The following is a 22223-nucleotide window of genomic DNA, read 5'->3' on the forward strand; positions in this document are numbered from 1 at the left end:
AAAGCGCGAGCCACTCCGCCCTCGTCGTTTCTGCTCGGCTTCGCCTCGCCCGGCGGGGGCTTCGCCATCCGCACCCCCTGTGACGTCTTCCGGGCCGGACGCCAGGGTCGGGAGTACCCGGGGGCAGGTCCTGCGCTCGTCCGGGGGCGGGGCGGGCGGCGTTACGGGTGGCGGTCGCAGCTCGCGGCTCTGGTGGCGGCGTCGCGTTCGGCCACGAGGACCGACAGCGGGCGGCCGTGGTCGGCGCAGCCGACGATCGGGTCGTCGATCCGCCTGAGCTGCTCGATCCGCAGCCGGTCGTCCTCGGTGACCGGGGTGTAGACCACGAAGCGGTGCTCGGCCATCCCGTCGATGCTCAGTGACATCGAGGTCATGTTGATCACGCCGATCCCGTCGTGCCTGAACGCCTTGACCCGCTTGCCCGGCGCCGCCACATTGCCGCTCGCCCACAGCTGCGCGAAGGCCGGGCTCTCCTTGATCAGCAGCGCGACGAACGACTCCCACGCGGGCTCACCGACGTGCCGCCCGTAGCTCCTGCGCACCTGGCCGACCATCCACGGCAGCTCCTCCGCGCTGTTGACGAAGGTCAGGCAGCACTCGGGCACCGTGAAGAGCTTGTAGAGCACATTGCGCTCCCAGCGCTCCACGACGGAGGTCATCGGCCACAGCGTGCGGTAAGTGGCATTCGTGGCCCGGACGTCGTAGCGCGCGTTGTAGATCGCGGCCGGCAGCGGGTCGAGCGAGTCCAGGATGCCCTGCGACTCCACGCCGACGATCTCCGCGTCGGAGTCCGGCTCGCTCACGAACGGGATGCCGGCCAGCCGGTACAGGTGCTCGCGCTCGGTGACGTCGAGCTGGAGCACCCGGGCCACCGCGTCCAGCACCTGGACGCTGGCGTTGATCGGGCGCCCCTGTTCGAGCCAGGTGTACCAGGTGACGCCGACCCCGGCGAGCTGCGCGACCTCCTCGCGCCGCAGCCCGGGGGTGCGGCGCCGCAGGCCCGGCGGCATGCCGACGTCCTCCGGGGTGATCCTCGCCCGGCGGCTGCGCAGGAAGGCCGCCAGTTCGGTGCGGCGCGCGGCCCTGGTGTGCCGGGCGGCGCCGGGCGGCCGGTCGGGAGCGGGGGAAGCGGGGGGCTCGGGGGAAGCGGGGAGCTCGGGGGAAAGGGACCGGGTACGGGGCGACACCGGTGAACGGGGCATACGGCCATACTTACCCCCGCGTGCTGCCGCTGCCAGGTGCTGGCAGTACCAGGATCACCGGGCTCTCGTTACCGGTACCGCGCGGCGCCCACGCTCGACGCATGACGCATCCCGTGATGAACGGCGCGCCCGCACCGGCCGCCCCCCGTACCACCGCCGCCGTCACCGATTCCGGTGGCAGGAACACCGGCAGGAGCACCGGCAGGGCAGGACCCCGCTCGGGACTGCTGCTCGCCACCATCCTCATGGGCCAGTTCATGGCCCTGCTCGACGTCTTCATCGTCAATGTCGCCGCCCCGACCATCCGCACCGACCTGCACGCCTCGGGCGCCTCGCTCCAGCTGATCATCGCCGGCTACACCATCGCGTACGCGGTGCTGCTGATCACCGGGGCGCGGCTCGGCGACCTGCTGGGGCACCGGCGGCTCTTCGTGGCCGGGCTCGCGGTCTTCACCGTCGCCTCGCTGGCCTGCGGTCTCGCCCAGGACACCGGCGAGCTGATCGGCTTCCGCCTCGTCCAGGGCGCCGGCTCCGCGCTGATGATCCCGCAGGTGCTCAGCCTGCTCCAGCTCACCTTCAGCGGTGAGGCCAGGACCCGGGCGATGAGCGTCTACTCGGCCGTGCTGTCGTCGGGCGCCGCGCTCGGCCAGTCGCTGGGCGGCGTCCTGGTCAGCGCCGACCTGTTCGGCGCCGGGTGGCGGCCGGTCTTCCTGGTCAATGTGCCGATCGGCGCGGCGATGCTGGTGATCGCCCCGAGGGTGCTGCCCGGGGACGGGCGGCGCGACCCCGAGCGGCGGCGCGGCCTCGACCTGCCCGGCCTGACCGTGCTGGCCGCGGCGGTGACGCTGCTCACCGTGCCGCTGGTGCTGGGCCAGGAGGAGGGCTGGCCAGTGTGGGGCTGGGTCTGCCTGGCGCTCAGCGTGCCGCTGTTCGGCCTGTTCGTGGTGCTGGAGTCGCGGCTCGCCCGGCGCGGCGGCGCCCCGCTGGTGTCCGGGCGGGTGCTGCGGGCGCCGGGCATGCTGCGGGCGGTGCTCGTGATCATGACGACGATGGCGGTCAACGCGGGCTTCCTCTTCGCGGTCGCCCTGCACCTCCAGTCCGGCCTCGGCTTCGGCGCGCTGCGTACCGGACTGACCTTCGCGGTCGCCGCGGTCACCTTCGGCGGTGTCGGCCTCACCTGGCGCCGGCTGCCGGTGTCCTGGCGGCCCTGGCTGCCGGCCGCGGGCCTGCTCATCGCGGCCGGCTCCTTCGCCGGCCTCGGCCTGGCGCTGCGCGGCGGCGGGGACGGCGGGGCCGCGCTCTACGTCTGCCTGCTGACCCTCGGCGGCGGCCTCGGCCTCGGGTTCAGCCCGGCCTTCACCCTGGCGCTGTTCGCGGTCGCCCCGCAGGACGCGGCCGACGCCAGCGGGCTGCTGGCCACCGTGACCCAGCTCGGCCAGCTGATCGGCGTGGCCGCCCTCGGCACGCTCTTCCTCAACCGGCTCGACCTGCCGGGCGTCCACCCCTCGGCCCACGCCTTCGCCGTCACCGCAGTCGCCCTGACCGCGGTGTGCGCGGCGGGAGCGGCCGTGGCGCTGGGGCGGGGCCGCCGCAGGGCCTGAGCGGTGCCGCGCGGGCCGGGCGCGTACGGGCGCCCGGCCCGTCTTACGCTCCCGGTGCGTCCTGCGCGCCGAGCGCCGGGTAGTCGGTGTAGCCGCGCTCGTCGCCGCCGTAGTAGGTGGCCCGGTCCGGGGCGTTGAAGGGACCGCCCGCGCGCAGCCGCTCGGGCAGGTCGGGGTTGGCGAGGAAGAGGGCGCCGTAGGAGACCAGGTCGGCGGTGCCGTCCTCGATCAGGGCCAGCTCCTCGGGTCCCGAAGGGCGTCCCGCCGTGCGGGCGTTGAGGATCAGCGCCCCCGCGAAACGCTTGCGCAGCTCCAGGGTCAGCGACCGCTCGCCGGTCTCCATGATGTGCAGATAGCCGGGGCCGACCGGTTCCAGGGCCGCCAGCAGCGCGGTGTACGCCGGCTCGGGGTCCGGCTCGTCGATGTCGCCCAGCGCATTGCCGGGCGAGATCCGCAGCCCCGTGCGCTCCGCGCCGATCGCGTCCGCGACCGCCGTGACCAGCTCCGCCGCGAAGCGCGCGCGGCGCTCGGGGGAGCCGCCCCAGCCGTCGGTGCGCAGGTTGGAATTCGGCGCCAGGAACTGGTGCGCCAGATAGCCGTTGGCGGCATGGACCTCGACCCCGTCGAAACCGGCCGCGACGGCGTTCCGCGCCGCCGCCGCGTGGTCCTCGACGGTGCGCAGGATCTCGTCCTCCGTCAGCTCCTGCGGCTCCTCGAAGTCCTGCGGCCCCTGGGCGGTGTAGACGCTGCCCTTGGGACGTACCGCCGACGCGCTCACGGGCCGCAGCCCGTCCGGCAGCAGCGAGCGGTGCCCGATCCGGCCGGTGTGCATGAGCTGGACGAAGATCCGGCCGCCGGCCTCGTGCACCGCGTCCGTCACCCGCCGCCACCCGGCCAGCTGCTCGGCGCTGTGCAGGCCCGGCGTGTCCGGGTAGCCCTGGCCCACCACCGACGGCTGCGTCCCCTCGGTGACGATCAGTCCCGCCGACGCCCGCTGGGCGTAGTACGCCGCCGTGCTCGCGGTCGGGCTCAGCCCCGGGCCGTACGCCCGGCTGCGCGTCATCGGCGCCATCACGATCCGGTTCCGCAACCGGTTCCCGCCCAGCTCAATCGGGTCGAACGCGGTGGTCACAGCGGTCTCCACCTCTCTCGTCCACTCGGCCGCAGCCACCGTAACCCGCCAACCGGCCGCGGATTGTTGACACTTCATGAACTTCCCCGGCCGCCGCGCTCGGCGTCCGGGGCCGATCGCGCGCACCTGCGGCTCCCCGCGCGGACCGCCCGGGCACCTTCGGGGGCGCCCCAAACGATTTGCGGCCCGCACCCCGACAGCGTGTAAAGTAACCCCAGGTCGCCGGGCTTCCCGGCACCGTAGCGGGGCTGTAGCTCAGTTGGTAGAGCGCTTGCATGGCATGCAAGAGGTCCGGGGTTCAATTCCCCGTAGCTCCACAAGGTCGAGGGCGGAGTGTGCTCGCGGAAAGCGCGAGCCACTCCGCCCTTTGTCGTTTCTGCTCGGCTCCGCCTCGCCCGGCAGGGGCTTCGCCACCCGCACCCCCGCGAGGGCGTGCCGGTTGGACGCCAGGGTTGTGCGTGCCCGGGGGCGGGCCGATGTGGGGGAGGCCGGGGTGTGCTCGGCTTCCCCTCGTGCAGCCCGTGAGCTGTCCGGGGTGGGCGTACCCGGGGGCAGGCGGCCCTCGGTCAGGGCACGTGGTGGTGGGCGCCCTCGGAGCCGGCCGAGGGTGTGGCGGGTCCCGCGCTGGGCGGGCCCGACGTGGTGTCCGCCGGCGCCCGCGGCGTATTGCGCGGCCGCCGGTCCTCCGCCCGGCCCGATCCGCCCGTCGAGCGCCGACTCGGCCGCCTCCGTAGCGCGTAGCGGCAGGCGCCCCGTACCGCCGTACACGTCGGCGGTACGGGGCGGTGGCGAGCAGCGCCAGGTCGTCAGCTCAGCGTCATGCGGCCGCGCGTACGGCCGCCCTCCGGCGGGGGAGAAGGGCGCCGAGGGCGGTCAGCGCGGTCAGGACCGCGGCTGCGGCGGGGAAGGCGGGGGCGGCGCCGTAGCGGGAGATCAGGAACCCGGCGGCGGCGGAGCCCAGGGCGCCGCCGAGGTTCGCGGCGGTGTTGATCCAGGCGCTCGCCTCGGTGCGGAAACCAGCCGGGACCAGGGCGTCGACCTGGAGGTAGGCGGTGATCAGCAGGGTGTCGGAGCAGGCGCCGGCGAGCAGCAGGCCGAGGGCGACGGCGGGCAGCGCGGACACCGCGGCGGGCAGGGCGTAGCAGGCGGCGGCGAGGGCGCCCAGGGTCAGCAGGCGCCGGTGCGGCGCCGCACGCCACTGGACGCGGCCGTAGGCGAGGCCGCCGATGGCGCCGCCGGTCGCGCACAGGGCCATCAACGGACCCGCGACGGCCGCGCCCCTGGCCGCGACGATGCCGACCTCGGCGAGCGCCAGGGCGCAGCCGCTGCCGAGGACCACCACCAGCAGCGCGGCGAAGCCCGGTGCGGCGGGCGGACCGAGGCGGGTGCGCGTACCGGCCGGCGGCGGCGCGGACGGGGACTCGCCGAGGACGGCCGTGAAGGCGGTGAAGCCCGTGACGGCGAGGACCGCGGTGGCCGCCAGGGACAGTGAGGCGGAGGTGGCGGCGGTCAGCAGGCCGCCGAGGACCGGCCCGACGGCGAAGACGGTGGACTCGGTGACGGCGTCCAGGCTCAGCGCGGACTGCCGCTGGGCCTCGCTGTCGGCCAGTTCGCCCCAGCGGGTCCGCATCAGCGGTCCCACCGGGGGCGGGAAGACGCCGGCCAGGACGGCGAGCGTCACCGCGAGCCCGGCGTCCATGCCGAGCGCGGACCCGGCGGCGAGGCAGCCGAGCAGGGTGCCGTAGAGGGCGGTCAGCACGGGCAGCGCGGCACGGCGCCGTTCGACGAGCCGGGACCTGTACGGGCCGAGGACCGCCGCGGTCAGGCCGAACAGACCGGCGGCCGTACCGGCGGCGGCGTAGGAACCGGTGCCCTCGCGTACGGCGAGCAGCAGCGGAAGGGACAGCAGGCCGTACGACAGCCGGGCGAGGGTGGCCGCGGCGAAGAGGGCCCGGGCGTGCGGCAGTGCGAGGACAGCGCGATAGGACGCGCTGCCCCTGGCGGGGCGGGGCATGGGGGAACTCCGGAGTCGGCGTTGGCGTGAACGACCGTGGCCCGCGCGAGGGCGCGGGCGGCGGGTCGGTCAGTGGGGTCCGGAGTTCATGGGCGGGAGCCTACGCGGTGCGTGCGCCGGAGGCTTGGGAATATGCGGTGGCCGCCGTCCCCGTCGGGTCAGGCCCACGCCTGGTGGCGGGTCAGCCGCTGCTGCATCGTCGCGTACGGCGTCGCCGGGGGCGGTGTGCGGCCGGCCCGGGCGTCGGTGGCGACCGCCACGGCCGCGTCGATCGCGGCGCGGTAGGGGAGCGAGCCGGTGCTCACCCGGCGGACGCCGAGGCCGGCCAGCTCGTGCAGGGTGAGGCCCGGGACCAGCAGGACGTTGACCGGTACCGGGGTGCGGGCGGTCAGGGCGCGCAGGTCGTCGGGAGCGGCGGCGCCGGGGAAGAAGATTCCGTCGGCGCCGGCCTCCACGTAGGCCAGCGCGCGGGCCAGCGAGGACTCGACGCCGGCGTCCTGGCCGAGCCAGTAGGTGTCGACCCTGGCGTTGACGAAGAGGCCGGGCGCCCGGCGCTTGACCGCGGCGACCTTCGCCGCGTGCAGGGCGGGGTCGATGAGCCGGCCGGCCGAGCGGTCCTCCAGGTTGACGCCGTCCGCCCCGAGCCCGGCCGCGTAGTCGGCGACCTGCTCGGGGTCCTCGGCGTAACCGTCCTCGATGTCGGCGGTCACGTGCACGGGGATGCCGGCAAGCCGCCGGACCAGCGCGCGGGTCGCGTCTGCGCGCGGCTTCGGCGAGCCGGAGGGGACGCAGCGCGGGCGCGGGCAGGGAGCAGCGTCACGCCGGGTGGCACCCCTGGGGTCGGGGCGCGGGCAGGGGTACGGGTGCGAGCGTCCGGCGCGAGGTCCTACGCGCCCTGCGCGTCGATCCGGTTCTGCAGGGCCCGGGCGGCGGGCGACCCGGCCGAGACGAGCCGGAGCAGCTCGATCGCGGCGGATACGTCGACCTGTGCGCCCGCCGCGTCGAGGGCGTCGTAGAACTCGTCCTCGATCCGCCGTACCGCGTCGTTCGCGGCCCAACCCTCCGCCGTGAGGGCGAGGGTGATCCGGCGTCGGTCGTCGGGCGCCGGGCCGCGTTCCACAAGGCCCGCTGTGACGAGGCGGTCGGCGAGCCGGCTGGGATTCGTACCGCTGTCGCAGACCAGCATGTCGCCGAGGCCGGTGAGGGCGAGCGGGCCGTGGTCGGCGAGGATCCGCAGCGCCTCGGACTGAGCCGGCGTCAGGCCGATGCCGGCCAGCCGGGCGGTGAGCCGCCGGTTGCCCTCGCGCTGCGCGGCGAGCACGAGGTAACGCAGCAGCTCCGCCTGCCTCATGGGGCCGCCCTGACGCGCCTCGCCCATGGGAGCCGCCCTCCGGTTCGCGGTATGTGTCCCAACACGTATGTCGTGACGCATGGACGGTGATACGTACCCGAGGTCTTGTCAAGTGACACGCGGAATGCCCGACCCGGCCGGGACTACGCCCTCTGTTCGGGTAAGTCTCGCGCTGCTAGCGTCGGTTCGCCCGATGATCGGGGACGGGCGGAGTGGATCGTTCCTTGACCTGCTCTTGGTGAGTTCATGCCCCTGGCATGAACTGATGAGCGAAAGAGTATCGCTCTGCGGTGCGGCGTGTACGCATAGCGGCGACACCGCAGAGTGCGACCAACGCGACTAACGCGACAACTCGCTTCGCATGGGGGTTTCATGAGATTTGAGCGCAAAAGGACGCGCGTGGGACTGGTGGCTGCCGCAGCGCTGCCACTGGTCGCCAGCGCGCTCGCGCTTGGCACCCAGTCCGCGTCGGCCGATCAGTCCGCCGGACGTCAACTCCTGTCCGGCACCAAGCCGCAGTGGGCCACGGCCCAGGCGGACAAGGGCGCGACGGCCGATTCCGCCAAGGTGACCGTCCGGGTGTACCTGGCCGGCAAGGACGCCAAGGGGCTCGCGGCCTACGCGAAGTCCGTGTCGGACCCGAACTCGGCCGACTACGGGCGCTACCTGACGCCCGCCCAGACGCAGGCCGCTTACGGCGCCACCAAGGCGCAGGTGGCCGAGGTCACCGCGTGGCTGAAGTCCTCGGGCCTGAAGGTGACCGGCTCCAACCAGCACTACCTCACCGTCACCGGTGATGTGGCGTCTGCCGAGAAGGCCTTCGGCACCCAGCTGCACAACTACACCAAGTCGGGCCACACCTACCGTGCCCCGACCGGCAACGCCACCGCCCCCGCCTCGCTCAAGGGCGCGGTGCTCACCGTCACGGGCCTGGACACGGCACCCAAGAAGTCCAGCCACGACGATGAACTGCCGCCGCCGGACGCGGTGTTCAAGAACTCCGGGCCGTTCTCGACGTACTACGGCTCGAAGACCGACAAGAAGCTCCCGGACGCGTACGGCGGCAAGGCGCCGTACGCGATCCAGGGCTACACCGGTGACCAGCTGCGTGCCGCCTACGGCGCGGGCAAGTACACCGGCAAGGGCGTACGGGTGGCCATCACCGACGCCTACGCGTCGCCGTACATCGCGGAGGACGCCGCGCGGTACGCCAAGGACACCGGCGGCCAGAAGTACAAGAAGGGCCAGCTCACCCAGGTCCTGCCGACCGACTACAACAGCACCGAGGAATGCGGTGCCGGTGGCTGGTACGGCGAGGAGACGCTGGACGTCGAGGCGGTGCACGCGGTCGCCCCCGACGCGGACATCGTCTACGTCGGCGGAGCCTCCTGCTTCGACAACGACCTGCTCGACGCCCTGAACAAGGTCGTCGACAACCACCTGGCCGACATCGTCTCCAACTCGTGGGGCGACGTCGAGGCCAACGAGACGCCGGACATCGCGGCGGCCTACGACCAGGTCTTCCAGCAGGGCGCTGTCGAGGGCATCGGCTTCTACTTCTCCTCCGGCGACGCGGGCGACAATGTCGCGTCCACCGGTGTGAAGCAGGCCGACACCCCCGGAAACTCCCCCTGGGCCACCTCCGTCGGCGGTACCTCGCTGGCGGTCGGCAAGAACGACAAGTACCAGTGGGAGACCGGCTGGGGCACCAAGCGCGCCCCGCTGTCCGCCGACGGAAAGACCTGGACCGGCTTCCCCGGCCCGTACACCTCCGGCGCGGGCGGCGGCACCAGCAAGCTCTACGACCAGCCGTTCTACCAGCGCGGTGTGGTCCCGGACTCGCTGGCGCTCGCCAACGGCGGCACCGTCAAGCAGCGTGTCGAGCCTGACATCGCGGCGGTCGCCGACCCGAACACCGGCTTCCTGGTCGGCCAGACCCAGTCGTACCCCGACGGGTCGCTGCAGTACAGCACGTACCGCATCGGCGGCACGTCGCTGGCCGCACCGGTCATCGCCGGCGTCCAGGCGCTGGCCCAGCAGGCCAGGCACGGCATCGCGATCGGCTTCGCGAACCCGCTGATCTACGACAAGTACGGGACGTCGGTCTACCACGACGTCACGGACCACCCGCTGGGTCAGGGCCAGGGCCTCGCCGTGGTCCGTGTGGACTTCGCGAACGCGTTCGACGCCTCGGAGGGCACCATCGTGTCCCTGCGGACGCTCGGCGCGGACGCGTCGCTGCACGCCACGGTCGGTTACGACGACGTCACCGGGGTGGGCACGCCCGCCAAGGGCTACGTCACCTCGTCGCTGCCGAAGAAGAAGTAGCTGCTCAGGGCGCGCACCGGTACCACGCGCGCCCATGGGCTCCGGATGAGGCGTACGGCCCCCGCACCGTCTTCGGTGCGGGGGCCGTACCCGCTGCGGTAACCTGACGGCATGCGAGCCACGAGCCTCCTGCTTAGCGAGCCGCGCTGACCACGAACGACGTCGGTGCGGCACCCCTCCTGCGTGAGGGGCTTTTTTGTTTGTACCGCAGGCAGGACCACAGGCAGAGACGGACCGCAGCAGCCGTCATGACATCGATGGAGTACCGAGGACGATGAGCGACACCACCCCGGCCGCCGAGACGGCTGCGCCGCACCGCTACACCGCGCACCTGGCCGCCGACATCGAGCGCCGCTGGCAGGACTTCTGGGAGGCGGACGGTACTTTCGCCGCGGCCAATCCTTTTGGTGATCTGGATTCGGATCCGGAGTTGGCGGCGCGGCCGAAGAGGTTTGTGATGGACATGTTTCCGTATCCGTCGGGTGCGGGGTTGCATGTGGGTCATCCGCTGGGTTATATCGCGACGGATGTGTATGCGCGTCATCAGCGGATGACGGGGCACAATGTGCTGCATACGCTGGGTTTCGATGCGTTCGGTCTGCCGGCGGAGCAGTATGCGGTGCAGACGGGTACGCATCCGCGGTTGTCGACCGAGGCGAATATCGTCACGATGACGGCGCAGTTGCGGCGGTTGGGTCTGGGGCATGACCGGCGTCGTTCGTTCTCGACGATCGATCCTGCGTATTACCGGTGGACGCAGTGGATTTTTCTGCAGATCTACAATTCGTGGTACGACGAGGCTGCTGGTCGGGCGCGTCCGATCGGGGAGCTGGTGGCGCAGTTCGCGGATGGTTCGCGGGTGACGCCGGACGGGCGGGCGTGGTCGGAGCTGGGTGGTGCGGAGCGGGCTGAGGTGCTGGGCGGGTACCGGTTGGCGTATTCGGCGCAGTCGCCGGTGAACTGGTGTCCGGGGCTGGGGACGGTGCTGGCCAATGAGGAGGTCACTGCGGAGGGGCGTTCGGAGCGGGGTAATTTCCCGGTTTTCAAGGCGAATCTGCGGCAGTGGATGATGCGGATCACGGCGTATGCGGACCGGTTGCTGTCGGATCTGGATGTCCTGGACTGGCCCGAGGCGATCAAGTTGCAGCAGCGGAACTGGATCGGCCGCAGTGAGGGTGCCCGCGTTGATTTCCCTGTGCGGGGTGCGGGTCCGGATGGTGCCGGTCCGGGTTCGGGTTCGGGTGGTGCCGGGGAGGCCATTACTGTTTTTACGACGCGTCAGGACACGTTGTTCGGGGCGACGTACTTGGTGCTGGCGCCGGAGCATGAGCTGGTGGATGTGGTGGTGCCGGCGGTGTGGCCGCGGGGTACCAGTGCGGTGTGGACGGGTGGGCATGCCACGCCGGTGGAGGCGGTGGCGGCGTACCGGAAGCAGGCGGCGGCGAAGTCGGATGTGGAGCGGCAGGCCGATGCGCGGGAGAAGACCGGTGTGTTCACCGGTGTGTTCGCGGTGAATCCGGTCAGTGGCGAGGATGTTCCGGTGTTCGTGGCGGACTATGTGCTGATGGGTTACGGCACGGGGGCGATCATGGCCGTGCCCGCGCACGACAGCCGGGATTTTGCTTTCGCGCGTGCTTTCGGGCTGCCGATGCGGTGTGTCGTGGAGCCGACCGACGGCCGCGGCGCCGACCCGGCCGCCTGGGAGGGTGCGTTCTCCTCGTCGGAGTCGACGATCGTGAATTCGGCGGGTGAGGGGATTTCGCTGGACGGGCTGGGGGTGGCCGAGGCGAAGGCCGCGGTCACCGGGTGGCTGGCCGGGCGGGGGGCGGGGCGGGGCACGGTGAACTACCGGCTGCGGGACTGGCTGTTCAGCCGGCAGCGGTACTGGGGTGAGCCGTTCCCGATCGTCTACGACGAGGACGGTGTGCCGCACGCGCTGCCCGACGAGATGCTGCCGGTCGAGCTGCCCGAGGTCGACGACTACAGTCCGCGCACGTTCGATCCGGACGACGCCGACACCAGTCCGGAGACCCCGCTGTCGCGCAACGCGGACTGGGTCACCGTCGATCTGGACCTGGGCGAGGGGGTGCGCACCTACCGGCGTGAGACCAACACGATGCCGAACTGGGCCGGGTCGTGCTGGTACGAGCTGCGCTACCTCGACCCCCACAACACCCGCGAACCGGTCGACCCGGGGATCGAGTCGTACTGGATGGGCCCGCGCGAGGGCCTGCCGGCGGGCGGGGTGGACCTGTACGTCGGGGGCGCCGAGCACGCGGTGCTGCATCTGCTGTACGCCCGGTTCTGGCACAAGGTCCTGCACGACCTGGGCCACGTCTCCTCCGTCGAGCCGTTCCACAAGCTGTTCAACCAGGGCATGATCCAGGCCTACGTCTACCGCGACGCACGCCGTATCGCGGTGCCCGCCGCCGAGGTCGAGGAACGCGACGGCACGTACTGGTACGCCGGCGAGCAGGTCACCCGCCTGCTGGGCAAAATGGGCAAGTCCCTGAAGAACGCCGTCACCCCCGACGAGATCTGCGCCGAATACGGCGCCGACACCCTGCGCCTGTACGAGATGGCCATGGGCCCCCTGGACGTCTCCCGCCCCTGGGACACCCGCGCCGTCATCGGCCAGTACCGCCTCCTGCAACGCATCTGGCGCAACATCGTCGACGAGGCCACCGGCCAGACCACCGTCACCGACACCGAACCCGACCAGACCACCCTGCGCGCCCTGCACAAAGCCATCCACGGCGTCACCGCAGACATGGCCGAACTGCGCTTCAACACCGCCATCGCCAAGATCACCGAACTCAACAACCACCTGACCAAATCCACCGGCCCCGTGCCACGCACCATCGCCGAACAACTCGTCCTGCTCATCGCACCACTGGCACCGCACATCGCCGAGGAATTGTGGTCGAAGCTGGGCCACGACACCTCGCTGGCCCACGCCGACTTCCCCGTCGCCGACCCGGCACTGGCCCAGGACCCCGCGGTGACCTGCGTCGTCCAGATCAAGGGCAAGGTCAAAGCCCGGCTGGAAGTCTCGCCAGCCATCCCGGACGCCGAGCTGGAGGCCCTGGCACTGGCCGACCCCGCCGTGGTCGCGGCCCTGGCGGGTGCGCCGGTCCGCAAGGTGATCGTGCGGGCGCCGAAACTGGTCAACATCGTGGTCTGAGCGCGTCCGCGCCCGTGCCCTAGGGGCAGGCTTGGGGGATTCACCTGATTCCGCCGGCCTGCCCCTTGCCGTTACGGTGGAAGGAGCACGGCACCGCATTCGGGTCGAATGTCTGGTCGCACTCAGGATTCTCGGGACTCTCAGGAGGAGCCGCCTGTGGAAACCGCCGGCATCGTCGTCCTGCTCTTCGTGCTGATTTTCGTGGCGCTGGCCACGGTCGCGTCGGTACGTACCGTGCGCGCGGTCAAGCGCTCAGTAACCCGTGGCACGGCCCAGGCCCGCAGGGCCGTCGAGGACGTCCAGCTCAAGGCCCGCCGCTATACGACGCCGGGCCTCGGGGGAGAGGTCGCCCAGTTGCGGATCGACCTGCGCACGGCCATCGACAGCACCTTCGCCGCCCTGGACGCGCACCACCCCGAGGACACCGCCCTCGCCGAGGCCGCCTCCCTGATGGCCCGCCTCAACGAGCACGCCCGCGCCCTGGACGGTGAGCTGAAACTCCTCGAACGCGAGCCCGACAAGTCCCGCGTCGCGGCCCGCCTCCCCGAACTCTCCACCCGCGTCCACCACGTGACCCACTCCGCGGACTCCCTGCGCTGGGCGGCCCAGGACCGCGCCCACCACGCCACCACGGACGATCTGGCCGGCCTGACCGACCAGATCGCAATCGAGTCCGCCGCCCTCCGCCACTGGACCCCCACCCAACCCCCCAAACTCCCGGCCCCCGGCGAATAGCACCCCCCGAGCACACCGAGCCTGTCCGGCGTGTGAGGACTGGCCGTGCGGAGCACGCGCGGGGTGGTGGACGCCGAGGTCCAGCAAATTCAGCCTGTCCGGCGTTTGAGGACGCGCGGGGTGGTGGACGCCGAGGTCCAGCAAGCTCAGCCCGTCCGGCGTTTGAGGACGCGCGGGGTGGTGGACGCCGAGGTCCAGCAAATTCAGCCTGTCCGGCGTTTGAGGACTAGCCCCGCCGGCAATGAGGCGCACCGCCCGGCCCAAACTGTCGCCCCGACCTGGCCCCGGGTAATGTCCCGGGCATGCCCCCGCACGTTGCCATCGTCACGGACTCCACGGCCTACCTCGGCAGCGACGCCCTGATCCGCCACCACATCACCATCGTGCCCCTCACCGTGGTGATCGGCGACGAGGCCCTGGTAGAGGGCACTGAAATCTCCGCCCCCACCGTCGCCCGCGCCCTCCAGCGCCGCCACCCGGTCACCACCTCCCGCCCCGCCCCGCCCGAATTCGCCGCCGCCTACGAAGCCGCCGCCGCGTCCGGCGCGTCGGCGATCGTCTCGCTCCACCTGTCCGCCGACTTCTCCGGCACTTACGACGCGGCGACGGTCGCCGCGAAGGACGCCCCGGTCCCGGTGCGCGTCGTGGACACCGGCATGGTCGCGATGGCCCTGGGCTTCACCGTCCTGGCAGCCGCGGAAACCGCGGAAGCGGGCGGCACCGCCGACGAGGTGGTCGCCGCCGCCGAGAAACGCGCGGCGGACACCTCCGCGTACTTCTACGTCGACACGCTCGACTACCTGCGCAGGGGCGGCCGGATCGGCGCCGCCCAGGCCCTGTTCGGGTCGGCCCTCGCGGTGAAACCGCTGCTGCGGCTCGTCGACGGGCGGATCGAACTGCTGGAGAAGGTCCGCACCGCCTCGAAGGCGATCACCCGCCTTGAGGAGATCGTGGTCGAGCAGGCGGGCACCCGCAGAGTGGCCCTCGCGGTCCACCACCTCGCCTCGGCGGAACGCGCCGCGGCCCTCGCCGACCGGCTGCGCGAACGCGTACCCGGCCTCGATGACCTGGTCGTGAGCGAGGTGGGCGCGGTGATCGGCGCGCACGCAGGACCCGGGCTGCTGGGTGTGGTGATCTCGCCGCACTGACCGACTTCGTCCTCAGGCCGGGAGTTATCCACAGGCTGCGGACCAAGATCATCGCGGGGTGGGCGGGCCGGTCCACGATGATCGGTATGAACGCGAATGCAACGAAGCCCCTGGGCCGGCCCGCGGCCCCGCTCACCGTCATCCGTCCGCGCCGCAGGGCCGCCGCGGCGCAGGCCAGGTCCGCGCTCACCCGTGAGCGCGCCTCCGCGATCTTCGGCAGCCCGTCCCCGCTGCCGCCTCCGGCGCCACCGCCACCTGAACCCCCGCCTCCACCTCCACCGGCACCCCCGCCTCCACCTCCGCCACCGCCGTCGAGCGGCCGGCTCGGCGAACTGCGGACCTGGCTGCTGCTGCGCTGCGGCCTGGACTTCCGCACGGTGCTGGCGCTGGCGGTCGTCCTGCTGGTGGCCGCGGGACTGGCAGTCCAGCATTACGTGTCGGGCCGCCCGCACGCGGTCCGTGTCCCCCCTGCGGTGCCGGTCACCGCCCCGCGCCCCACCCCTGCTGCCAGGCCGGCTCTGACGATCGACATCGCCGGCAAGGTCGCGCGCCCGGGTCTGCGGCAACTCCCCGCCGGCTCCCGTGTCGCCGACGCCCTGACCGCGGCCGGCGGCCCCCTCCCGGGCACGGACACCACGGCCCTCAACCTCGCCCGTCCCCTCACGGACGGCGAACAGCTCCTGGTCGGCCTGACCCCACCCCCCGCCGCCACGTCATCCACCACCGACCAGCCCCCGGGCGCCCCCCTCAGCCTCAACTCGGCCACGGCTCCCCAACTCGACGCCCTCCCCGGCGTCGGCCCGGTCCTGGCCCAACACATCCTCGACTTCCGCACCCAGCACGGCGCCTTCACCAGCCTCCAGCAACTCCGCCAAGTCCCCGGCATCGGCGACCACAAATTCACCACCCTCAAACCCCTGGTCCACCCATGACCCCCACCGACCTGCCCCCGGCCACGTCCACGAATGTCCCCGCCCCCAACTCCAGTGCGCAGGAAGTATCCCGACGGCGGATGCGCCCCGGCACGGGTACGGGGACCGGCGCGCCCAGCGCCGACGCACGGGAAGGGCCCCCACCGGGGGAGGCGCCCGGCAGGGTCGCGGGGAACTGCGCGAGCAACCCAAGTGCACCGCGAGTGTCCCCACGGCGGGTGCGGCCCCACATGGGTGCGGGGACCGGCGCGCCTAGCCCCGACGTGCCGGAACTTTCCCCACTGGGGGAGGTGCCCGGCACGGGTGCGGGGACCGGCGCGCCCAGCGCCGACGCACGGGAAGTGCTCCCACCGGGGGAGGCGCCCGGCAGGACCGCGGGGAACTGCGCGAGCAACCCAAGTGCACCGCGAGTGTCCCTACGGCGGGTGCGGCCCGACAGGGGCGCGAGGAACGGCGCGCCCAGCGCCAACGCGCCGCAACCGTTCCTACGCCAGGTGCCACCCGGCAGAAGTGCGGGGAACGGCGCACCCAGCGTCAACGCATCGTCACCTGAGAACCCGACCGAGGCCGCCCCGCAGGCCCCGCCCACCCCCGCCCGCGCCAGCGTCCACGCAGAGGCCGCGTCCCCGCTGGGCGCATCGGACCCCCACCAGGACGGCCCGCCGGACCTCCGGCTCGTTCCGCCCGCCCTGGCGGCCTGGGCAGCCGCCGCCCTGACGCCAACGGTCGGCGTCACGGCCATGCTCGCGACCGTGGCGGTCCTGGCGACCCTCGCCGTGACCCTGGCAGCAGCAGCGGTAGCCCGCAGGGCAAGAGCAAGGCCGAGCCCGGCCCTTCCGGCGAGCACCCAGCCTGCCCCGGCAGGCAGCAGTCCGCCCCACCTGGCGCGCAGCCAGGCCGCCCCGACAGCCAAACCGCCCCGCCCCACGGGCGGACGGGCCCGGGCCAAGCCCTGGACCCGCCTCCCGGGCAAAAGGGCAAGGGCCAAGCCCCCTACCCTCACCACCACCGCAGCGGCCACGCTCCTGGCCGTCGCCACGGCAACCGCCGTCGCGACGCTGGCGGACGCCGACCGCCACCGCGGCCCCATCCCGCACCTGGCGAAGGCAATGGCGACGGCCACGGCCACGGCCACAAACAGGGCACCGACAGCGGTCGCGACGGAACTGCGGGTCACCGCGGACCCGTTCGCGACCCATCCCCCGACCCCGGCCTCGCCCCGCACCGTGGTGGTGAGCGCGGAAGCCGTCCGGGTCGGCGCGACCAGGACCCGCACCCCCGTCGTGCTGATGGCCGACCGCGACCAAGCGGCATGGCTGCGGCTGCTGCCGTCCACGACCGTGGCGGTCAGGGTCCGCGTGACCCCGGCGACCCGCGCGGGCGACCCCGCCGCAGCCGTGCTGCACGCGACGGGGCCGCCGCGGATTTTGGCCCCGCCCAGCGCACCGCAACGCCTCGCGGCCCGGTTGCGGGCGGGCCTGCGCGCGGCGAGCGCCGGATTGCCCCCCGACGCCCGCGCGCTGCTCCCGGGGCTGGTGATCGGCGACACGAGCGGACTGCCGCCGGAGTTGAAGGACGCCTTCCGGGCGACGGACCTGGCACATTTGACCGCCGTGTCAGGGGCGAACCTGACGATCGTCCTGCTCCTGCTGATCGGCCCGCCGGCCCGGGCGATCCGGGCCGAGCGCCGCGGCCTGGCGGCAGCACTGGGCATCCCGCTGCGCCTGACAGCAGTGCTGGGCGTGGCGCTGACCGCCGCCTTCGTACTGGTCAGCCGCCCGAGCCCGAGCGTGCTGCGGGCTGCCGCGTGCGGGCTGATCACGCTGCTGGCGATCGGCACGGGCCGCCGCCGTTCGCTGCTGCCAGCCCTGTGCGGAGCCGTCCTGCTGCTGGTGCTGCACGATCCGCCCGTCGCGCGGTCGTACGGCTTCGCGCTGTCCGTCCTGGCCACCGGCTCGCTGCTGACGCTGGCCCCGCGCTGGAGCGCGGGCCTGCGTGCCCGCGGGGTGCCCCCGCGACTGGCCGAGGCGCTGGCGGCGGCGGGTGCGGCGCAGGCGGTCTGCGGGCCGTTGATCGTCGTGCTGTCGGCGCGGCTCAGCCTGGTCGCGGTGCCGTGCAATCTGCTGGCGGAACCGGCGGTGGCGCCGGCGACGGTGCTGGGGTTCTGCGCGCTGGCGGTGGCACCGTTCGGCGCACCCGCCGCGGCGGCCCTGGCGTGGGTCGCGGGCTGGCCGACCCGGTGGATCGTGACCGTCGCACGGCATGGCGCGGCCTTGCCGGGGGCGGAGGTCGGGTGGCCCGGCGGCTGGCCGGGCGCGGCGCTGCTGGCCGTGCTGACGGTCGCGCTGGCGGTGGGCGGCAGGGCGCTGGCCGGGCGGCCCTGGCCCGCCGCGGCGGGAGCGCTGCTCCTGCTCCTCGCGCTGGTGCGCCCGTTGCCGCTGCCGGGTCTCGTGACGGCGTGGCCGCCGGGCGACTGGCGGTTCGCGGTGTGCGACGTCGGGCAGGGCGACGCGCTGGCCCTGTCGGCGGGGCCGGGCAGTGCCGTCGTGGTGGATACCGGGCCGGCCCCGGGCCTGGTCGACCGCTGCCTGCGCGATCTGCGGGTCACCACGGTCCCGCTGCTGGTCCTGACCCATTTCCACGCCGACCACGCGGACGGGCTCCCCGGTGTGCTGCACGGGCGCAGCGTCGGCGCGATCGAGACGACGGTGCTGGACGAGCCGGCCGCGGAGGCCGCCCGGGTGCGCAGGGAGGCCGCGGCGGCGGGGGTGCCGATACTGCGGGCGAGCGCGGGGGAGCAGCGCAGCGTGGGTCCGCTGGCCTGGCGCGTGCTGTGGCCGCCGCCGACGGCCGACGCGCTCCCGGGCGAGGACCCGAACGACGCGAGCGTGGCGCTGCTGGTCCGCACCGGCGGCCTGACACTGCTGCTCGCGGGGGACCTGGGTCCGGCGGCCCAGCAGGAGGTGCTGGACGCCTCGCCCGACCTGCCGCGGGTCGATGTGCTCAAGGTCGCGCACCACGGCAGCGGTTATCAGGACCCGCTGCTGCTGGCCCGTACGAGGCCGCGCCTGGCGCTGATCTCGGTGGGCGCGCACAACCGCTACGGCCACCCCGCGGCCCGTACGGTCGCCGCGCTGCGGGCGCTGGGTGCGACGGTGCTGCGGACCGACACCGACGGGCCGATCGCGGTCGCGGGCGACGGCCCGGCGGGACTGCGGACAGTGCTGGCGGGCGCGGCATGACCCGAGCGCCTCCGCCCAGGTCCCCTTCTAAAGGTCTGCTTCTAAAGGAAGCGTTCTAAAGAAACGCTTGTAAAGGAATCTTTAGATAGCTAGCGTGACCACCATGACGGAGAAGCCATCGGAACACCAGGTCCACCTCACCGACCCGCGCGCCCTGCGCGCCTACGCCCATCCCACCCGGATGGCGCTGGTCGGCCTGCTCCGCCTGGAGGGGCCGTTCACCGCGACCACGGCCGCGGAGCTGACCGGGGAATCCGTCGCCAGCTGCTCGTACCACCTGCGGATACTGGCCAAGTACGGCCTGGTCGAGGAGGCCGACCCGGGTGGGCCGGGCCGGGAGAAGCCGTGGCGGGCCACCGCCGCGTTCACCGACTGGCCCAGCTACTCGGAGGACCCCGCGGTCGCCTCCGCGACCGAGGCGCTGAACGCCGCGGTCGCCGAGAACCACTTCCACCGCATGATCAGGGCTCTGGAGACCCGGCACACCCTGCCCGCGCAGTGGCAGCAGGCCGAGCGCCACTCCGACGCGGTCCTCTACCTCACCCCGGAAGAGCTGACCGCGCTGGGCGAGCGGGTCGACGCGATGGTCACCGAGTTCACCGACCGCACCTACGACTCGGCGCTGCGGCCGGAGGGCGCCCGCCGTATCGCCTACGTCCAGGTCGCCTATGTCGCCCCCGAACCGATCGCGGACAAGGCCCCCGGCCCGGCCGCGAACCCGGACCGCCCGCGGGACTCGGCATGAGCACGCCCACCGTCTTCCGGACGCTCGCCGCCCGCGCCCCGGCGCTGCTGCGCGAACGGCAGTTCCGCCGCTACTGGACCGGGCAGACCGTCTCGCTCTTCGGCGACGAGGTCAGCTACCTCGCGGTCCCACTGGCCGCCGTCCTCGTGCTGCACGTCGGCGCCACCGCCATGGGCTGGCTGCGTTTCGCCGGGCTGCTGCCCGCGCTGCTGTTCTCGCTGCCCGCCGGGGCCTGGGCCGACCGGCGCGGACGGCGCAGGCAGACCATGATCGCCGCGGACCTGGCCCGCGCGGCGCTGATGGCCTCGCTGCCCCTCGCCTACGCCTTCGGTGTGCTCACGTTCGCCCAGCTCTGCGTCGTCGTCTTCGCGGTCGGCACGCTCGCGGTCGCCTTCGACGTGTGCAATGCCACGCTGTTCGTGTCGCTGGTCACCCCCGAGCAATATGTGGCGGGCAACTCCCTCACCAGCGGCAGCCGCGCCTTCGCCTTCGTCGCCGGGCCCAGCGCCGGCGGCCTGCTGGTCCAACTGCTCGCCGCGCCCCTCGCGCTGCTCGCCGACGCCGTGTCCTATCTGGCCTCGGCCTGGCAACTGGCCCGAATAGCCCCCGTCGAGCCGCCCGCCTCCGAAGGCGGCAAGGGCCAGCTGACGGCCGGCCTGCGCTTCATCGCCCGTTCCCCGCTGCTGCGGGCGGTGCTCGGCTGCGTCGCGACCATCAGCCTGTTCACCTTCGCCTTCAACACCCTCGTGGTCCTCTACGCGGTCGGTGAACTCGGCCTCGACGCAGGGTTACTGGGCCTGGTCATCGGTGCCGGGGCGGTCGGCAGCCTGCTCGGCGCGGTGATAAGCGGAAGGATCGTACGGGCGATCGGCGTCGGCCCGGCCCTCGCCATCGGCGCGGTCGCCTTCCCCGGCCCGCTCATCCTCGTCCCGCTGGCCGGCGGCCCGACCCCGCTGATCCTGGCCGCCTTCTTCGTCTCGGAATTCGCCGCGGGCCTCGGCGTGATGCTGCTGGACATCGCCGCCGGCTCCCTCCAGGCCGCCGTCATCCCCAACGCGCTGCGCGCCCGCGTCACCGGCGCCTTCCGCACCGTCAACTACGGCGTCCGCCCCCTCGGCGCCCTGGCCGGCGGCTTCCTCGGCTCCGCGATCGGCCTCAGGGCCGCCCTGTGGACCGCCGCCCTCGCCGCCACTCTCGGCGTCCTCTGGCTCCTGCCGTCGCCCGTGCTCCGCACCCGCGACCTCCCCACCACGAACTGACGGCCCCCCTCACAGGCCCGCGAGGGCACACAGCCCCGCGACAGCGGCGCGGAAACCACGAAGGACCGGCGGAGTGGAGGAAGCGGTGACGAGGACCCGGCTCATACCGGTGCGGCGGCGCGCCCGGCCCACCCCGGAGGCCGACCCCGCCCGCAGATTCCGCCTGGTGTGGGCGGCGGTCACGATCTCCTCCCTGGGCGACGGCACACGGTTCGTGGCGCTGCCGCTGCTCGCGACCAGCCTGACCGCCGACCCGCGGCAGGTCGCCGCGGTGTCGCTGGCCGAGCAACTGCCCTGGCTGCTGCTCGGCCTGACCGCCGGCGCCCTGGCCGACCGGCTGGACCGGCGCCGGCTGCTGTGGGCGGTGGACGCGGCCCGCGCGGTGCTGGTCGGGGCGCTGGCCATGGTGGTGGCCGTCGGCGCGGCGACGGTACCGTTGCTCGTCGTCGCCGGATTCCTGCTGGGCTGCGGGCAGATCCTCTACAACGGCGCCTGGTCCGGAATGGTCCCGGCCCTCGTGGAGCCGTCCGGGCTCAGCAGGGCCAACGCCCGTCTGCAGGCGACCGCGCAGATCAGCGACACCCTGCTGGGCACCCCGCTGGGCGCGGTGCTCTTCGGGATCGGGGCGACGCTGCCCTTCGTGGTGGACGCGGGGTCGTTCGCGGTGGCGGCGGCCCTCGTGGCGCTGATAGCCGGCGACTTCCGGCCGCGTAAGGCGGAGCCGACCGAAGGGCTTCCTCGCAAGCTGCGCCATGACGTGGCCGAGGGCATCCGCTGGCTGTGGCGGCACCGCAGACTGCGGCGGCTCTGCCTGGTGACGGGCGCCGCCAACGCCGTCGGCACCGGCCTGGTCGCGATCCTGGTGCTCTACGCCGGGCGGCTGCTCGGCCTCGACGGGCTCGGCTTCGCGCTGCTGGTGGCGTCGTACGCGGTCGGCGGTGTGCTCGGGGCGACCGTCACTCCCCGGCTGACCTCCCGGTTCGGGCCGGCCAGGGTGCTGCGGCTGGCCACTCCCGCCGCCGCGCTCACCGTCGTGGGCGCGGGCTTCGCCACCTCGGGCGCGGTCGCGGGTCTGTGCGTGGCCGGTTACGGCGCCGCGAGCCTGGTCTGGAGCGTCGCCATGGTGACGCTGCGCCAGACCCTCGTGCCCACCGAGCTGCTGGGCAGGGTGACCATGGCCTACCAGATGGTCGCCGGCGGCTCTGGCGCCCTCGGAGCGGTCGCCGCGGGCTTCACGGCCCACCTCGCGGGCCTGCGCGCCCCCTTCTTCATCGGGGGCGCCCTGCTCCTCGCGGCCACCGCTGTCCCGACCGGCAGCACGCCCCCACCCCGCACACCGTGAAGGGCCGG

General features: G+C 73.3%; 15 protein-coding genes and 1 tRNA gene. 11 read left to right on the top strand and 5 right to left on the bottom strand.

The genetic code is table 11. From position 1 onward, the window contains the following. Window positions 1-161: 161 nt before the first annotated feature. The gene (locus OHA86_RS26135) at window positions 162-1202 is read right to left on the bottom strand and encodes a helix-turn-helix transcriptional regulator (RefSeq protein ID WP_329178998.1); all 1041 of its coding nucleotides are present in this window, start codon (window positions 1200-1202) and stop codon (window positions 162-164) included. Window positions 1203-1303: 101 nt separating this feature from the next. Between OHA86_RS26135 and OHA86_RS26140 the strand changes: the two genes are divergently transcribed. Continuing rightward, window positions 1304-2803: an MFS transporter gene (locus tag OHA86_RS26140; RefSeq protein ID WP_443071891.1), complete on the top strand. Its 1500-nt coding sequence runs from the start codon at window positions 1304-1306 to the stop codon at window positions 2801-2803. A gap of 43 nt (window positions 2804-2846) precedes the next feature. Here the strand turns inward: OHA86_RS26140 and OHA86_RS26145 are convergent, their stop codons facing one another. Then, on the bottom strand, window positions 2847-3935 hold the full coding sequence (locus tag OHA86_RS26145) for an alkene reductase (protein ID WP_329178999.1): 1089 nt from the start codon (window positions 3933-3935) through the stop codon (window positions 2847-2849). 244 nt (window positions 3936-4179) lie between these two features. Between OHA86_RS26145 and OHA86_RS26150 the strand changes: the two genes are divergently transcribed. After that, a tRNA-Ala gene (locus tag OHA86_RS26150) sits at window positions 4180-4252 on the top strand. A gap of 500 nt (window positions 4253-4752) precedes the next feature. On the opposite strand, the gene OHA86_RS26155 is transcribed toward OHA86_RS26150, so the two are convergent. The 3 genes from OHA86_RS26155 to OHA86_RS26165 all read right to left on the bottom strand — a co-directional run bounded on the left by OHA86_RS26155 (window position 4753) and on the right by OHA86_RS26165 (window position 7300). Continuing rightward, window positions 4753-5949, bottom strand: coding sequence for an MFS transporter (locus OHA86_RS26155; RefSeq protein ID WP_329179000.1), 1197 nt, complete (start codon window positions 5947-5949; stop codon window positions 4753-4755). A gap of 158 nt (window positions 5950-6107) precedes the next feature. Next, window positions 6108-6926: an isocitrate lyase/PEP mutase family protein gene (locus OHA86_RS26160; RefSeq protein WP_329182561.1), complete on the bottom strand. Its 819-nt coding sequence runs from the start codon at window positions 6924-6926 to the stop codon at window positions 6108-6110. After that, complete coding sequence (locus OHA86_RS26165) at window positions 6836-7300, bottom strand: MarR family winged helix-turn-helix transcriptional regulator (protein ID WP_329179001.1); 465 nt, start codon at window positions 7298-7300, stop codon at window positions 6836-6838. The genes OHA86_RS26160 and OHA86_RS26165 overlap by 91 nt, the downstream gene beginning before the upstream one ends. A 372-nt stretch (window positions 7301-7672) precedes the next feature. Here OHA86_RS26165 and OHA86_RS26170 point away from each other — a divergent pair, with 372 nt between their 5' ends. The 9 genes from OHA86_RS26170 to OHA86_RS26210 all read left to right on the top strand — a co-directional run bounded on the left by OHA86_RS26170 (window position 7673) and on the right by OHA86_RS26210 (window position 22215). Then, window positions 7673-9628 carry a S53 family peptidase gene (locus tag OHA86_RS26170; protein WP_329179003.1) on the top strand — a complete coding sequence of 652 codons (1956 nt, stop codon included), beginning with the start codon at window positions 7673-7675 and terminating at the stop codon, window positions 9626-9628. A gap of 274 nt (window positions 9629-9902) precedes the next feature. Further along, window positions 9903-12812, top strand: a complete 2910-nt coding sequence (gene leuS, locus OHA86_RS26175) for a leucine--tRNA ligase (protein ID WP_329179006.1) — start codon at window positions 9903-9905, stop codon at window positions 12810-12812. Window positions 12813-12968: 156 nt separating this feature from the next. Beyond that, complete coding sequence (locus OHA86_RS26180; RefSeq protein ID WP_329179008.1) at window positions 12969-13547, top strand: hypothetical protein; 579 nt, start codon at window positions 12969-12971, stop codon at window positions 13545-13547. A gap of 302 nt (window positions 13548-13849) precedes the next feature. Continuing rightward, a complete protein-coding gene (locus OHA86_RS26185; RefSeq protein WP_329179010.1) occupies window positions 13850-14695 on the top strand; it encodes a DegV family protein in 846 nt (281 codons plus the stop codon). A gap of 86 nt (window positions 14696-14781) precedes the next feature. Next, the gene (locus OHA86_RS26190) at window positions 14782-15627 is read left to right on the top strand and encodes a ComEA family DNA-binding protein (protein WP_329179012.1); all 846 of its coding nucleotides are present in this window, start codon (window positions 14782-14784) and stop codon (window positions 15625-15627) included. Between the two features lie 740 nt (window positions 15628-16367). Next, window positions 16368-18869 (top strand): ComEC/Rec2 family competence protein, encoded by a 2502-nt coding sequence (locus tag OHA86_RS26195; RefSeq protein WP_329179014.1) that lies wholly within the window; start codon window positions 16368-16370, stop codon window positions 18867-18869. 103 nt (window positions 18870-18972) lie between these two features. Beyond that, window positions 18973-19614, top strand: a complete 642-nt coding sequence (locus OHA86_RS26200) for a helix-turn-helix domain-containing protein (RefSeq protein ID WP_329179016.1) — start codon at window positions 18973-18975, stop codon at window positions 19612-19614. Further along, window positions 19611-20873: an MFS transporter gene (locus tag OHA86_RS26205; RefSeq protein ID WP_329179018.1), complete on the top strand. Its 1263-nt coding sequence runs from the start codon at window positions 19611-19613 to the stop codon at window positions 20871-20873. Before OHA86_RS26200 ends, OHA86_RS26205 begins: the two co-directional genes overlap by 4 nt. 85 nt (window positions 20874-20958) lie before the next feature. Continuing rightward, complete coding sequence (locus OHA86_RS26210; protein WP_329179020.1) at window positions 20959-22215, top strand: MFS transporter; 1257 nt, start codon at window positions 20959-20961, stop codon at window positions 22213-22215. Window positions 22216-22223 lie beyond the last annotated feature (8 nt).

It is taken from the genome of Streptomyces sp. NBC_01477 (genome assembly GCF_036227245.1).
Classification (GTDB): Bacteria; Actinomycetota; Actinomycetes; order Streptomycetales; family Streptomycetaceae; genus Actinacidiphila.

What these genes read in the sequence shown, in the direction of transcription:
- OHA86_RS26135 (WP_329178998.1), bottom strand. Translation starts at nt 1,202, where the DNA reads ATGCCCCGTTCACCGGTGTCGCCCCGTACCCGGTCCCTTTCCCCCGAG.
- OHA86_RS26140 (WP_443071891.1), top strand. Translation starts at nt 1,304, where the DNA reads ATGACGCATCCCGTGATGAACGGCGCGCCCGCACCGGCCGCCCCCCGT.
- OHA86_RS26155 (WP_329179000.1), bottom strand. Translation starts at nt 5,949, where the DNA reads ATGCCCCGCCCCGCCAGGGGCAGCGCGTCCTATCGCGCTGTCCTCGCA.
- OHA86_RS26165 (WP_329179001.1), bottom strand. Translation starts at nt 7,300, where the DNA reads ATGAGGCAGGCGGAGCTGCTGCGTTACCTCGTGCTCGCCGCGCAGCGC.
- OHA86_RS26170 (WP_329179003.1), top strand. Translation starts at nt 7,673, where the DNA reads ATGAGATTTGAGCGCAAAAGGACGCGCGTGGGACTGGTGGCTGCCGCA.
- leuS (WP_329179006.1), top strand. Translation starts at nt 9,903, where the DNA reads ATGAGCGACACCACCCCGGCCGCCGAGACGGCTGCGCCGCACCGCTAC.
- OHA86_RS26185 (WP_329179010.1), top strand. Translation starts at nt 13,850, where the DNA reads ATGCCCCCGCACGTTGCCATCGTCACGGACTCCACGGCCTACCTCGGC.
- OHA86_RS26190 (WP_329179012.1), top strand. Translation starts at nt 14,782, where the DNA reads ATGAACGCGAATGCAACGAAGCCCCTGGGCCGGCCCGCGGCCCCGCTC.
- OHA86_RS26195 (WP_329179014.1), top strand. Translation starts at nt 16,368, where the DNA reads ATGCTCGCGACCGTGGCGGTCCTGGCGACCCTCGCCGTGACCCTGGCA.
- OHA86_RS26200 (WP_329179016.1), top strand. Translation starts at nt 18,973, where the DNA reads ATGACGGAGAAGCCATCGGAACACCAGGTCCACCTCACCGACCCGCGC.
- OHA86_RS26205 (WP_329179018.1), top strand. Translation starts at nt 19,611, where the DNA reads ATGAGCACGCCCACCGTCTTCCGGACGCTCGCCGCCCGCGCCCCGGCG.